We start from the raw sequence: 13664 nt of genomic DNA, 5'->3' as shown, positions 1-13664 counted from the left end.
GGCCTCAGCGCAGCCTCAGGGCCAGGAAGAAGTCCACCTTGTCTTCCAGGCGGGCCAATTGGCGGCCCGTGAGTTCCTCGATGCGGCCTATTCGGTAGCGCAGCGTGTTCACGTGCACGTGCAGGCGGGCCGCGCAGCGGGTCCAGGAGCCGTCGCAGTCCAGGAATACCTCCAGCGTGCCGACCAGGTCCGCCTGGTGGCTCGTGTCGTACGCCCGCAGCGGCTCCAGCAGCCGCCCCCGGAAGGCCCGCCGCACATCCTCCGGCACCGCGGCCAACAGCGCCACGTGCGACGCGAGTTCGGCGTGTCCCACCACCTCGACCCGGCCCGCCCTGGTGCCCGCGATCCGGCCCGCGTGCCACGCCTCCTCCAACGCGCCGCGCAGCCCGTCGGCCCGGGCCACTCGCGCGCTCACCCCGATGTGCACCCGTACCCCGCCCGCCGCGGGGCCGTCCAGCGCGGCCAGCCGCTCGCGCAGCAGTTCCGTGGTGGGATCCGGCTCGGCGCCGTCCGGTTCGACCGATCCCCGCCCGGGGATCAGCGCCACCGCGCCCGGCCCGGTCGCCGACACCAGGGCGGTGTTCGGCTGATCCGCCAACGCCTCCTCCAGCAACACCCGGGCGAGCCGCCGGCCGTCGCGCGAGGGCAGGTCCGGCAGCGTGGCGGTGGCGAACTGCCAGTGCGCGTCGCCACCCTCCGGTTCGGCCACCCGCAACCGCGCCCCCACCTCGACCGGATCGGCGCCTGAGGCCAGCAGGTCGAGCACGTCCCGGGCCAGCCGTCGGGTGCGCCGGCGCCGGTCCTCGACCCGTTCCCGGCCCACCGAGACCAACCGGACCAGCTCGCCGAGCAGCGCCTGGTGCCGGTCCGGCCAGTCGGTCACGTCGTCCTCGACCGCGAGGAACCAATCCCCCCACGCGTCCGGGTCCACCGAGCCGCCCGCCTCGGGCACCGGCAGCAGCGAGAACGCCCGCCCGTCGACGCGATAGCGAAACGGCACCCGGGCCCGCCGCTCGCGGGCCGCGAAGTGCGCGCGGGCCATCCTCACCCGCAACCCCGGCGCCAGATCGGGCCCGCCGGCCGCGGCCTGACGCCCGGTCAGCGACAGTACCCAGCAGTGGATGTCGATGTCGGCCGCGACCAGCCCGAGCACCCCGTCCAACCCGGCCCCGCCGGCCGCGGCCTGGACCAACCGCCGATGCCGGTCCACCACCGCGGTCAGATCGCCGGCCCGTTCGGCGGAGATCCGCCGGACCACGAACTCGGTCAGGTGGGCGAAGGACAACTCCTCCTCGACCGCGAACAGCGGCAGGTGGTGCCGCTCGCAGGCGGCCACCAGGTCGGCCGGGATGTCGCCGATCTCGGCCTGCCCGGCGGCCAGCGCGGTGGCCCCGCCCCCGGTCAGCACCCGGACGAACCGTTCCGAGTCGGCCGGTTCCGAGCGCCAGCCCATGCCGGTCAGCACGAGCGCGCCGGCGGTCAGGTATCGGCTGGGATCGTGCAGGTCGGTGGTCATCACCGCGCGTACGCTCCGGTCCAGTTCCGTCGCGCCGACCAGCAGTCGGATGCCGGATATACCGCCTGCAATTCCATCGCCGAGAAGCGCGCGCAATCGCATCGACGGCCCCCCTCTCGATCGGGCCGGGTGTCCCTCGGACGGGGCTTCGGGCGCACCCGGCGGATCCGTCATACCGGTTCGACGAGCGGCCGAACACTTGGAGAAAAATACGGGAACACCGCCCACCGGACCCGTCTGGGTCATGTCTTCGGTGGGTACTCGCGGTGACCCCCGTCTCGGTGTACTGGTGCGCACCCTCCGATCCACTCCACCCCCGGCGACGCGCCCCCCGCAACGGGTACAAGGACGGTAGGGCCATACGCAAGGCAGAAGGAGACACCCGTCATGGAATTCCTGCGGCCCGCGACGTGGGAGGAGGCGCTCGCCGTCAAGGCGCAGCACCCGTCCGCGGTCCCGATCGCCGGTGGCACGGACGTGATGGTCGAACTGAACTTCGACCGGCGCCGTCCGGACGCCCTGCTGGACCTCAACCGCATCCGCGAGTTGCACGAGTGGTGGATCGAGGCGGACGACACGGTACGCCTGGGTGCCTCGGTTCCCTACGCGCGGATCATCGCCGAGTTGCCCGAGCGACTGCCGGGCCTGGCGCTGGGCGCGCGCACGGTCGGCTCGCCGCAGATCCGCAACCGGGGTTCGGTCGGCGGCAATCTGGGCGGCGCCTCGCCCGCCGGCGACGCGCACCCGCCGCTGCTGGCCTCGGGCGCGGCCGTCGAGGCGGTCTCGGTGCGCGGCACCCGGCTGATCCCGATCGACGATTTTTATCTCGGGGTCAAGCGCAATGCCCTGGAGCCGGACGAGTTGATCCGCACGATCCACATCCCCTCGGCCACCGGACCGCAGCAGTTCGCCAAGATCGGCACCCGCAACGCGATGGTGATCGCGGTCTGTTCGTTCGCGGTCGCGCTGCATCCGCGCACCCGGGACGTGCGGACCGGGATCGGCTCCGCCGCGCCCACCCCGCGTCGTGCGCACGACGCGGAGGCGTTCATCCGGGCCGAGCTCGACGACACCGGCCTGTGGACCTCGGGCGGCGAGTTGCCGGTCGCCACCGCCGCGCGGTTCGGCGAACTGGTCGCGCGGGCCGCGTCGCCGATCGACGACGTGCGCGGTTCGGCCGCGTACCGGCGGCACGCGCTGGCCGTCATGGCGCGCCGCACGCTGCTGTGGACCTGGACCGAGCACCGAGCCACCGGGAGGGCCGCCGCATGAGGATCACCTTCACCGTGAACGGCCGCCCGACCGAGGCGGACGACGTCTGGGAGGGCGAGAGCCTGCTCTACGTGCTGCGCGAGCGGGTCGGCCTGCCCGGCTCGAAGAACGCGTGCGAGCAGGGCGAATGCGGCTCGTGCACGGTCTACCTGGACGGCGATCCGGTCTGTGCGTGTCTGGTCGCGGCGGGACAGGTGCAGGATCGCGAGGTGGGCACCGTCGAGGGCCTGGCCGACGGCGAGACGCTGGACGCGGTCCAACAGGCGTTCGTGGACGCGGGTGCCGTGCAGTGCGGATTCTGTACGCCGGGCCTGCTGGTCCAGACGCACGACCTGCTGAACCGGGCGCACCACCCCGCCGACGCACAGATCCGCGAGGCGCTCTCGGGCAACCTGTGCCGCTGCACGGGCTACGAGAAGATCATGGACGCGGTCCGCCTGGCCGCCGCCCGCAAGGCGGACGCGCGCGCGGCGGCCTCCACCGAGCGGGAGGGCTGAGTCGTGGCCGGGCCGACCAGGCCGCAGAGCCTTCGGGAGGTGACCGCGCCCGGCCGGGCCGGCATCGGCACGTCGCCGCCGCGCCCGGACGGCATCCTCAAGGTCAGGGGCGACTTCGCCTACGCGTCGGACCTGTGGCACGAGGACATGTTGTGGGGGATGACACTGCGCAGCCCGCATGCCCGGGCCCGGATCCGCTCGGTGGACGTGTCGCGGGCACTGGCTCGGCCCGGGGTGTACGCGGTACTCACCCACGAGGACATCCCGGGCAGCAAGTTCTACGGCCTGGACATCCGGGACCAGCCGGTGCTGGCCATCGACGAGGTGCGCTTCCACGGCGAGCCGATCGTGATCGTGGCCGCCGACCACCCGGAGACCGCAAGGCGGGCGATCGCCGAGATCGTGGTCGACTACGAAGTGTTGCCCGCGATCGGGCCGGCCGAGGCACTTGAGCCGGAGAAGTACGGCTACGTGCACGCGCCCGCCGACTACAAGGCGCACGGGTGCGGCAACATCGTGGACCGGCGGCACATCCACCACGGCGCCGGGGACTCGGCCGAGGTACGCGCGCGGGCGGACGTGATCGTGCGCGGCGAATATCGGGTCGGCATGCAGGACCAGGCGTTCCTGGGGCCGGAGTCGGGGCTCGCGGTGCCCGCCGAGGACGGCGGGATCGATCTGTACATCGCCACCCAGTGGCTGCATGTGGACCGCGACCAGATGTGCCCGGTGCTCGGCCTGCCGCCGGAGAAGGTGCGGCTGACCCTGGCCGGGGTGGGCGGCGCGTTCGGCGGCCGGGAGGACATCTCGATGCAGGTGCACGCGTGCCTGCTGGCCCGGCACACCGGCAAGCCGGTCAAGATCGTCTACAACCGCGAGGAGTCCTTCTTCGGCCACGTGCACCGCCACCCGGCGACCATGGTGTTCGAGCACGGCGCGCGTCGGGACGGGACGTTGGTCTTCGTCAAGGCCGAGATCGTGCTGGACGGCGGCGCCTACGCGTCCACCTCACCCGCCGTGGTCGGCAACGCGGCCTCCCTCGGCATCGGTCCGTACGTGGTCCCCAACGCGGTGGTCGATGCCTGCGCCGTCTACACCAACAACCCGCCGTGCGGCGCGATGCGCGGTTTCGGGGCGGTACAGATGTGCTTCGGCTACGAGAGCCAGATGGACCGGCTGGCCGCCGAACTGGGCCTGGATCCGGTGGAGTTGCGCCGACTCAACGCGATGGAGCAGGGCTCGGTGTTGCCGATCGGGCAGATCGTGGACGCGCCCGCGCCGGTGGCCGAACTGCTCCGCCGGGTCAAGGCCATGCCGCTGCCCCGAGCGGCGAACCGGCACGACGTACGCGAGTTGCCCGGCGGGCTGTCCAACACCACGCACGGCGAGGGTGTGGTGCGCGGGATCGGCTACGCGGTCGGGATCAAGAACGTCGGCTTCTCCGAGGGCTTCGACGACTACTCGACCGCCCGGGTCCGACTCGAGGTGATCAACGGCGCGCCGGTGGCCCTGGTACACACCGCGATGGCCGAGGTCGGCCAGGGCGGGATCACCGTGCAGGCCCAGATCGTGCGTACCGAACTGGGCGTGGACCAGGTGACCATCGCGCCGGCGGACACCCGGGTGGGCTCGGCCGGTTCGACGTCCGCGTCCCGGCAGACGTACATGACCGGCGGCGCGGTGAAGACGGCCGCCGAGGCGGTGCGCGCCGCGGTGCTCGACCGGGGTCGGGAACGGCACGGCTGGACCCCGGCGGTCACGGCGGGCCTGCGCCTGGCCGGCGGCAAGGTGGTCGGCGCCGAGGGTGCGGTGCTCGCGGATCTGGTCGAACTGCTCGGCGACGCGCCGGTGGACGAGACCGTCGAGTTCCGCCACCGGCCCACCGAAGCACTCGACAGGGTCACCGGACAGGGCTTCGGACACGTCCAGTACACCTTCTGCGCACACCGCGCGGTGGTGGACGTGGACGTCGAACTGGGCCTGGTCAAGGTGATCGAACTGGCCGCCGCGCAGGACGTCGGCAAGGCGATCAACCCGCTCGCCGTGGTCGGCCAGATCCACGGCGGCAGTACGCAGGGCCTCGGCCTGGCGGTGATGGAGGAGATCGTCGTCCGGGACGGCGAGGTCCGCAATCCGTCCTTCACGGACTACCTGATTCCCACCATCGTCGACACCCCGCCGATGCCGGTGGACGTGCTCGAACTGGCCGACCCCAACGCGCCGTACGGGCTGCGCGGGGCCGGCGAGGCACCCACGCTCTCCTCGACGCCGGCGATCGTCGCGGCGATCCGCGCGGCGACCGGGCTGGCGTTGAACCGAGTCCCGGTTCGGCCGGAGCATCTCACCGGGACCTGAGACACCGTCAGTTCTTGTTTCTCGACCGTAGTACGGTCCCGGGCGGCGGCGCAGACGCTTCCTCCGGGGCCGGACCGGCCCGACCGAGCACGGCCGATCGCCGTGTCGTCGAGCGGACGCGCCCCCACGCAGGAAGGTCGTCGCGATCCCGGCTGCCCGGAACTCGATCCGGGCGGGCCCGCGCGACGACCGGCTCCACCCCAACAACACCTAGGACACTTGGGAGTGGGAAGTGGCTCAGACATCGGTTCCGACGGAACCCGGCGAGAATCCCCCAAAACCGCCACGCGGATCCGGACCCGGCCTCGCCGACCCGCCGCCCCCGCCCGGCCCGACCGGCGTAGGAGCGTTGGACAGGTACTTCCGGATCAGCGCGCGCGGCAGCTCGGTGGGCCGTGAACTGCGCGGCGGCCTCACCACGTTCATGGCGATGGCGTACATCCTGCTGCTCAACCCGATCCTGCTCGGCGGCAAGGACGTCGAGGGGCATCGGCTCGACCCCACGCAGATCACCACGATGACCGCGCTGGCCGCGTTCGTCACCACGGTCGCGATGGGCCTGATCGGCAACGTACCGCTGGCGCTGGCCGCGGGTCTGTCGGTGGCCGGCGTGGTCGGCAACCAGGTGGCCACGCAGATGACCTGGCCGCAGGCGATGGGGCTGTGTGTCATCTACGGCCTGATCATCATGCTGATGGTCGTCTCCGGGCTGCGCGAGCGGATCATGAACGCCATCCCGATGGCGCTCAAGCACGCGATCACCATCGGCATCGGCCTGTTCATCGCGATGATCGGGCTGAACAAGGCCGGCGTGGTGAGCAAGAACCCGGCCCCCGGCGCCCCGGTGACGCTGGGCCCGGCCGGCGAGCTGGCCGGCTGGCCGGTACTGGTCTTCGCGGTCACCGTGCTCGCCATCTTCATGCTGCTGGCCCGCAACGTCCGCGGCGCGATCCTGATCGGCCTGGTCTTCGGCACGCTGCTGGCGATGGTGATCAACACGATCGTCGACATCCCGGACAAGACCTGGGGCGGCGGCGTACCGAACCTGCCGGACAAGGTGATCGACTCGCCCGACTTCGGGCTGTTCGGTGACGTCAGCGTGTTCGGCGGCTTCGCCGAAGCCGGCGGCATCACCGCCTCCGTGCTGGTGTTCACCCTGGTCTTCGCGGGCTTCTTCGACGCGATGGCAACCATCATCGGCATCGGCACCGAGGCGAACCTGGTGGACGACAAGGGCCGGATGCCGGGCCTGTCCAAGGCACTTGCCATCGACGGTGCGGGGGGCATCATCGGTGGCGTGACCAGCTCGTCCGGTCAGACGGTCTTCATCGAATCGGCGACCGGCGTCGGCGACGGCGCGCGTACGGGTCTGTCGAGCGTGGTCACCGGCGGCATCTTCGGCCTGATGTTGTTCTTCACCCCGCTCGCCGGCGTGGTCCCGGACCAGGTCGCCGCCGCCGCGCTCGTGGTGATCGGCTCGATGATGATCACCCAGGTCAAGCACATCGACTGGGACGACAAGGCGGCCGCGATCCCGGCGTTCCTGACCATCGTGCTGATGCCGTTCACCTACTCGATCACCGCGGGCGTCGCCGCCGGCGTGATCGTCTACACCCTGATCAAGATCGCCCAGGGCAGGTTCCGCGACATCGGCCCGCTGATGTGGGTGCTCACCGCAGCGTTCCTGATCTTCTTCGCACTACACCCGATCAAGGCCTGGCTCGGCGTCACCTGACACCCCACCACACCACCCACACCACTCACGCCCCCACCCATCCACCCACCCATCCAGGAGACATCGATGCTCGACCTCGGCACCGAACTCGCGGCATGGCGGCGGGCGGGTACGCCATACGCCCTGGCCACCGTCGTCGGCGTCAGCGGGAGCGCACCCCGCGCCCCGGGCGCGGCGCTCGCGGTGGGCGCCGACGGCACGGTTGTCGGCAGCGTCTCCGGAGGGTGTGTGGAGGGCGCGGTCTACGAGCTGTGTCGCAAGGCACTGGAGACCGGCACCCCGGTGCTCCAGCGCTTCGGCTACAGCGACGAGGACGCCTTCGCCGTGGGCCTCACCTGCGGCGGCGTGCTGGACATCTTCGTCCACCGCGCCGACGACGACGCCGCGGTGGAGGCGGCCCTGGCCGCGGCCGAACGCAACATCCCGGTGGCCGCGGCCACGGTCGTGGCGGGCCCGCCGGCACTACTCGGCAAGGTGATCACGGTCACCGCCGCCGGAACGACAACCGGCACCTACCACGCCACCCCAGGGCTGGACACCGCAGTCATCGCCGCAACCCGCGCAACACTCTCCGCGGCCCAAAGCACCCAACTCACCCTCCGCCAAGACGGCCGCCCCTGCCCCGAAAAGTCCCGCGACGACCTGACCATCTTCATCGAAACCCACTCCCCACCCCCACGCCTCCTCATCTACGGCGCAGTCGACTTCGCCGCGGCGGTCACCAAGATGGGCAAACTCCTCGGCTACCACGTCACGGTCTGCGACGCCCGAGCCATATTCGCCACCAACCGCCGCTTCCCCGAAGCCGACGAGGTGGTAGTCGACTGGCCCCACCGCCACTTGGCCGGCATCGCCCCAACCCTCGACCCCCGCACGGCGATCACAGTCCTGACCCACGACCCGAAGTTCGACATCCCACTGCTGACCGAGGCCCTACGCCTGAACATCGCCTACGTAGGAGCAATGGGCTCCCGCCAAACCCACGAGACCCGAATAACCAACCTGAAAACCGCCGGCCTGACCGAAGCCAACCTCGCCTGCCTCCACTCCCCCATCGGCCTGGACCTCGGCGCCCGAACCCCCACCGAAACGGCCCTGTCGGTCTTCGCCGAAATAACCGCAACCCACCACGGCGGCACAGGCAGACCCCTACGCCACTCCACCGGCCCGATCCACCACAACCACCTGCACCCACTCAGCCCGACCGGCGCTTGAGGCCACCCCAGCCCAAACAACGCCCAAGGCGAGCCAATCCCTCCAGCCCGACCGGGCACTCGAGGCCGCCCCAAGCCACCCAACACTCAACACAAGACAAACCCACTCAGCCCAACCGGCGTTCGAGACCACCCCAGCCCAAACAACGCCCAAGGTCAGACGAACCCTTCAGCCCGGCCGGCGTTTGAGGCCACCTTTCAGCCGGGCCGGCGTTTGAGGCCACCTTTCAGCCCGGCCGGCGTTTGAGGCCACCTTTCAGCCGGGCCGGCGCTTAAGGCCACCTTCCAGCCGGGCCGGCGTTTGAGGCCACCCTCCAGCCCGGCCGGCGCTTGAGGCCACCTTTCAGCCGGGCCGGCGTTTGAGGCCACCCTCCAGCCCGGCCGGCGCTTGAGGCCACCCTCCAGCCCGGCCGGCGTTTGAGGCCACCCTCCAGCCCGGCCGGCGTTTGAGGCCAAATCAGCCCGGCCGGCGCTTGAGGCCACCCCCGGCCAAACCCAGTTCACCGCAGCGGTCCGCGTGAACCGCCCGAGCGCAAACGGCGATAGTCCTGGTGTGCGCCTGTTTTTCGCGAACCGCCCCGACCCGCCGGCACCACCACCGGCACCACCGCCGCCACCCCCGCTGCCATCCCCGCCGGCGAAGCCAACATGCTCCGACGCCGACCTCCTCACCGCCATCGCCGCCGGCCGGCACGACGCCCTCAAGGTCCTCCACGAACGCCACGCCCCCTGGCTACGCGCCCGCCTCGCGCGCCGATGCGCCGACCCCGACCTCGTCGACGACGCGATCCAGGACACCTTCCTGGCCGTCTGGCGCGGAGCCAAACGCTTCGACCCCGCCGGCGGCGACCCCGCCGCGTGGATCTGGACCATCGGCATCCGCCGGCTGATCTCGCTGCTCCGAGTGCGCCGCGTACCCGTCGTCGAACTGGACACCGACCACGCCACCACCGCTTCCGCCGAGGACCTGGTCCTGCTCGGCGTCGAACACACCGACGTGGGCGCCGCGATCGCCCGCCTCTCCCCCGAGCTGCGCGCCGTGATCGAGGCCACCGTCCTCGACGGCCTCAGCACCAGGGAGGCCGCCCGGCTCCTCGGCATCCCCCAGGGCACCGTCAAGACCAGGGCGATGCGCGCCCGGGCCCGGCTGAGGGAGTTGCTCACATGACCCCACCCCCACACAACAACGAGACCACCAGCCGAACCGAGCACACCTGGCACATCCCCGTCCCCCTCCTCACCCGCTACCTCACCGGCACCCTCCCCGTCCCACACGTCATGTCCATCGAGGCACACCTGACCGCATGCCCCACCTGCCGCGCCGAAGTCCCGGTCGACCGCGCCTGGTTGGCCGGCTCCTGGGACCGCCTGGACGCCGCCCTGGACCAACCCCCGTGGCCGGAGCGCGCGTTGACCCGCTGCGGCATGCGCCCGCACGTGGCCCGCCTGTTGACCGCCACCCCCGCCCTCAGCCGCGCCTGGCTGCTCGCGGTGATCGCCGTACTGGCCTTCGGCACCGCCGCCGCCTCCCTGGCCGGCGACACCCCCGGCATCCTGCTCGCCTTCCTGATCGGCGCCCCCGTACTCCCCCTCGCCGGCGTCGCCTTGGCCTACGGCCCGGGCGTGGACCGGGCGTACGAACTGCACGCGGCCACCCCCCTCGCCGGCCCCCGACTGCTCTTCCTGCGCGCCGGCGCGGTCCTGGTCACCGCCGCCACGCTCACCGGCCTGGCCACCCCGTTCCTCCCCGGCCCACCCGGCCTGGGCGCCGCCTGGCTGCTGCCGGCGCTGGCCCTCACCCTCGCCTGCCTCGCCGCCGGCACCCGCGTCCCGCTCCCCGTCGCCGCCGCCGGCCTCACCCTCACCTGGATCGCCGGCGTACTCGGCACCCAACGCGTGGACCGATACCTGCTGTTCGCCCCCGGCGCCCAGGCCGCCTGGGCCGGCGCCGTCCCGCTGCTCGCCCTCGTCGTATACGCCCGTCGCCGCCGCCTCGACCCGGGCTCGTACCCCGCCGACCCACCCTCCGGGAGCCTGCGATGACCACGACCGTACGAATCAACGCGCTGCGCAAGCGATATGGCTCCCGCGAGGTGCTGACCGGGCTCGATCTCGCCCTCGGCACCGGCGTGACCGGACTGCTCGGCCCCAACGGCGCCGGCAAGACCACGCTGATCCGCTGCCTGGCCACCACCCTCGCCCCGGACGAAGGTTCGATCGAGGCCCTCGGCCTGGACCCCGCCGTCCCCACCGAACGCACCGAGCTGCGCCGCAAACTCGGCTACCTGCCGCAAACCCCGGGTTTCTACCCGCACTTCACCGTCTTCGACCTGGTCGACTACGTCGCCGTACTCAAGGATCTGACCGACCGTCGGGAACGTCACCGCGAGGTACGCCGCGTGCTGGCCGAGGTCGACCTGACCGACCGCTCCCGCACCCGGGTCCGCAAACTCTCCGGCGGCATGAAACAACGCCTCGCCCTGGCCCAGGCCCTGCTCGGCGCACCGGAGTTGCTGATCCTGGACGAGCCGACCGTGGGCCTGGACCCGGAACAGCGCATGCGCTTTCGATCGCTGATCTCGGGTCTCGGCGAGCGGCTGACCGTGGTGTTGTCCACGCATCAGACCGAGGACGTCGCCGCGTTGTGCGAGCGGGTGATCGTCCTGGCGGCCGGCCGGGTGGTCTTCACCGGTACGCCCGCCCGACTCGCCGCATCGGCCGCCGACCGGGTCTGGCTCACCCCCGAACGCCCGTCCGGCGGCCGGTATTGGCGCACTGCGGACGGCCGATACCGGGTCCTCGGCGAGCGGCCCCCCGGTGGCGTACCGAGCGAGCCTTCGGTCGAGGACGGCTACCTGCTGCACCTGGACGAGGCCGATGTGGCGGCGGCGAGATGACCCTGTTCCGCCTGGAGGCGCGCCGCCTGGTGGCCAATCCGCTGCTGTGGATCCTGGCCGTGGCGGCGGTGGCCCTGCAATTCAACGACGTTCGCGATCGGGCGCCGGACCTGACCGTGGAGACCGTGCAACTCGCCGGATATGGGCTGCTCTTCGCGGCCGGCCTGCTGTTCGCGTGCAACGCCGCCGCCGCGCGCGAGCAACGGCACGGCACGGCCGAGGCGTTCGGCGCGCTGCCGTGCCCGGCGCCGGCCCGGACCCGGGCGGTCGCACTGGCCGGGATCGTGGTCGGGGCGCTGCTCGCGCCGCCGGTGATCGGGGCCTACCTGGCGCTGCGCTACGCCCAGGGCCACGTGGCCGGACGCCTGGACCCGTTCGAGCCGCTCGCCCTGATCGCGGCCACCGCACTGGCCGCGGCGCTGGGCGTGGCGCTGGCCCGGTGGCTCCCGTCGCCGATCACCGCGCCGATCGTGGTGGTCGGGATCGGCCTCGCCACGCTGCTCAACCGCAACCGGCCCGAACTGGGCTTCGGCGACTTCGGCGGCTGGTTCCTGCCGATCGTGCTGCGCCAACGTCCGGACTGGCCGAGCCGCCCGGCCGCCCTGCATCTGGTCTACCTGCTGGCCTGCGTCGGGTTGTGCGTCGCCCTGGCGGTGCTCCGACACGGCGGCCGGCCGACCCGGTGGTCGGCCCTCGGCCTGGCGCTCGCCGTCGCCGTCCCGATCGGCGCGGTGGCCACCGCCCGCGCCGCGGACCCGTCCACGATCCCGCCCGCCCCGGGCCCCCGGCCCGGCCTCGCGGCGGTCGATCACCGGGTCCGGGAGCGGTGGTTCGGTCCGGACGCGCAACGCTGCGAGCTCCATGCCGGCGTCACGTACTGCGCGTTTCGCGACTACGTCCCGTGGATCCCGCTGTGGGCGGACGCGGTGGGCCCGGTCGCGGCGGCCCTCCCGCCCGCCGCGCGCGGCCGATTGCCACAGGTACGCCAGGTGACCGGGACCTGGTCGTGGTACGTGGACCCGCCGCCGCACTCGGTCCGTACCGGCCTGATCTGGGGCCGCGGTCCGGCCTACCGCACGATGCTCGCGGGCGGCTTCGCGGCCGAGGTCACCGGCCTGGATACGGAAGGCTGCGACGCCGGCGGCCAGGCCCGCACGGTGCTCGCGCTATGGCTGCTCGGCCGGGCCGGCTACCCGATCGACCCGAAGCCGGTGGCAATCGACCTGATCCCGCAGTGGACCCTGGGCCGCCCGAACCCACTCGGCCCGAACTACGGCGCCGCCGAGGTGACTTACGCCCGGCGCCTGCTCGCCGACCCGAGCGCGCCGGGCCGCGTCCAGGCCCACTGGGACACCCTCCTGAAGGCCCCGCTCCCCGAGGCCCTCCCCCTCCTCGGCCTCACCCCGGACGTCCCGATCACCCCTGCCCAGGGGCAACCATGCCACTGACCCCGCCCACCCACGCGCTACGCACGACCCCGGCCCTTCTGCCACCCCTGGTCCGCGCCATCGACTGGACCCCGTTCGCCGCCGTGATCCCCCTGGCCCTGGCGATCACCACCCTCGGCGCACCGACTCCCGCCGAGGCGATCCCCTGCCTACGGGTGGCCGCCGTCCTCCTCGCCGCCGCCGCGGCCTTCGCACTGATCGACCCGATGGAGCCGAGCACCGCCGCCCTACCCGTCCCCAGGTCCCTGCGGCAAAACCTGCGCACGTTGCTGGCCCTGATCCCGATCACCCTCACCTGGACCACCATCGCCGCCGTGGTGGCCGCCCGCTCCCCCACTCCACTGCCCTGGTCGGGCCTGACCCTCGAAGCCGGCATGCTCACCGCCACGACCCTGGCCCTCGCCGCGGTCACGGTGCACCGAGTCCCCGGCAAGCCGGCCGCCGCCATCGCCACGGCCGCTCTCCTGGCCCTGCTCGCCGGCACCCTCCCGCTGTCCCTGTGGCCCGCCCCGGGCACCCCCACCTGGCCCAGGGCCCACCACCTGTGGCTCGCGGCCCTGCCCATCCCCCTGCTGACCCTGCTGACCGCCAACCACCACCCCTTCCGCCGCACCACGTGAGCACGACGCAAGCACGATGTGAGCGCGGCCCGAGCGCACCCGGCCACCGCCCCCGCACACACCGCGAGGCCCCCCGGCAACCGAACCGGGGGGCCTCGCAGATCTCGGCA

11 protein-coding genes are annotated in these 13664 nt (G+C 72.4%); 10 read left to right on the top strand and 1 reads right to left on the bottom strand.

The annotated features are described in order from the left end of the window. Positions 1-4: 4 nt before the first annotated feature. Complete coding sequence (locus ABIA38_RS20980) at positions 5-1618, bottom strand: PucR family transcriptional regulator (RefSeq protein WP_424640250.1); 1614 nt, start codon at positions 1616-1618, stop codon at positions 5-7. A gap of 285 nt (positions 1619-1903) precedes the next feature. Here ABIA38_RS20980 and ABIA38_RS20975 point away from each other — a divergent pair, with 285 nt between their 5' ends. From ABIA38_RS20975 to ABIA38_RS20930, 10 genes are all read left to right on the top strand, one after another. Further along, positions 1904-2788: an FAD binding domain-containing protein gene (locus tag ABIA38_RS20975; protein WP_424640249.1), complete on the top strand. Its 885-nt coding sequence runs from the start codon at positions 1904-1906 to the stop codon at positions 2786-2788. After that, positions 2785-3285, top strand: a complete 501-nt coding sequence (locus ABIA38_RS20970; protein WP_424640248.1) for a (2Fe-2S)-binding protein — start codon at positions 2785-2787, stop codon at positions 3283-3285. Before ABIA38_RS20975 ends, ABIA38_RS20970 begins: the two co-directional genes overlap by 4 nt. 39 nt (positions 3286-3324) lie before the next feature. Next, positions 3325-5640: a xanthine dehydrogenase subunit D gene (pucD, locus tag ABIA38_RS20965; RefSeq protein WP_424640247.1), complete on the top strand. Its 2316-nt coding sequence runs from the start codon at positions 3325-3327 to the stop codon at positions 5638-5640. Positions 5641-5872: 232 nt separating this feature from the next. Beyond that, a complete protein-coding gene (locus ABIA38_RS20960) occupies positions 5873-7375 on the top strand; it encodes an NCS2 family permease (RefSeq protein ID WP_424640246.1) in 1503 nt (500 codons plus the stop codon). 66 nt (positions 7376-7441) lie between these two features. Beyond that, positions 7442-8590, top strand: a complete 1149-nt coding sequence (locus ABIA38_RS20955) for an XdhC family protein (RefSeq protein WP_424640245.1) — start codon at positions 7442-7444, stop codon at positions 8588-8590. A gap of 621 nt (positions 8591-9211) precedes the next feature. Further along, entirely contained in the window at positions 9212-9757 is a 546-nt protein-coding gene (locus ABIA38_RS20950) for an RNA polymerase sigma factor (RefSeq protein ID WP_424640340.1), read from the top strand. Further along, complete coding sequence (locus ABIA38_RS20945; RefSeq protein ID WP_424640244.1) at positions 9754-10632, top strand: zf-HC2 domain-containing protein; 879 nt, start codon at positions 9754-9756, stop codon at positions 10630-10632. The genes ABIA38_RS20950 and ABIA38_RS20945 overlap by 4 nt, the downstream gene beginning before the upstream one ends. After that, positions 10629-11486 carry an ATP-binding cassette domain-containing protein gene (locus ABIA38_RS20940; protein WP_424640243.1) on the top strand — a complete coding sequence of 286 codons (858 nt, stop codon included), beginning with the start codon at positions 10629-10631 and terminating at the stop codon, positions 11484-11486. Before ABIA38_RS20945 ends, ABIA38_RS20940 begins: the two co-directional genes overlap by 4 nt. Next, entirely contained in the window at positions 11483-12934 is a 1452-nt protein-coding gene (locus ABIA38_RS20935; protein WP_424640242.1) for a hypothetical protein, read from the top strand. Before ABIA38_RS20940 ends, ABIA38_RS20935 begins: the two co-directional genes overlap by 4 nt. Further along, positions 12925-13554 carry a hypothetical protein gene (locus ABIA38_RS20930; RefSeq protein WP_424640241.1) on the top strand — a complete coding sequence of 210 codons (630 nt, stop codon included), beginning with the start codon at positions 12925-12927 and terminating at the stop codon, positions 13552-13554. The genes ABIA38_RS20935 and ABIA38_RS20930 overlap by 10 nt, the downstream gene beginning before the upstream one ends. Positions 13555-13664 lie beyond the last annotated feature (110 nt).

Source organism: Embleya sp. AB8, assembly GCF_049739465.1.
Lineage (GTDB): Bacteria > Actinomycetota > Actinomycetes > Streptomycetales > Streptomycetaceae > Embleya.
This window is presented reverse-complemented; position numbering and strand designations above follow the sequence as displayed.

Bases quoted from the DNA above. Each gene is read 5' to 3' on its own strand.
- ABIA38_RS20980 (WP_424640250.1), bottom strand. From the start codon at position 1,618: ATGCGATTGCGCGCGCTTCTCGGCGATGGAATTGCAGGCGGTATATCC.
- ABIA38_RS20975 (WP_424640249.1), top strand. From the start codon at position 1,904: ATGGAATTCCTGCGGCCCGCGACGTGGGAGGAGGCGCTCGCCGTCAAG.
- ABIA38_RS20970 (WP_424640248.1), top strand. From the start codon at position 2,785: ATGAGGATCACCTTCACCGTGAACGGCCGCCCGACCGAGGCGGACGAC.
- ABIA38_RS20955 (WP_424640245.1), top strand. From the start codon at position 7,442: ATGCTCGACCTCGGCACCGAACTCGCGGCATGGCGGCGGGCGGGTACG.
- ABIA38_RS20945 (WP_424640244.1), top strand. From the start codon at position 9,754: ATGACCCCACCCCCACACAACAACGAGACCACCAGCCGAACCGAGCAC.
- ABIA38_RS20940 (WP_424640243.1), top strand. From the start codon at position 10,629: ATGACCACGACCGTACGAATCAACGCGCTGCGCAAGCGATATGGCTCC.
- ABIA38_RS20935 (WP_424640242.1), top strand. From the start codon at position 11,483: ATGACCCTGTTCCGCCTGGAGGCGCGCCGCCTGGTGGCCAATCCGCTG.
- ABIA38_RS20930 (WP_424640241.1), top strand. From the start codon at position 12,925: ATGCCACTGACCCCGCCCACCCACGCGCTACGCACGACCCCGGCCCTT.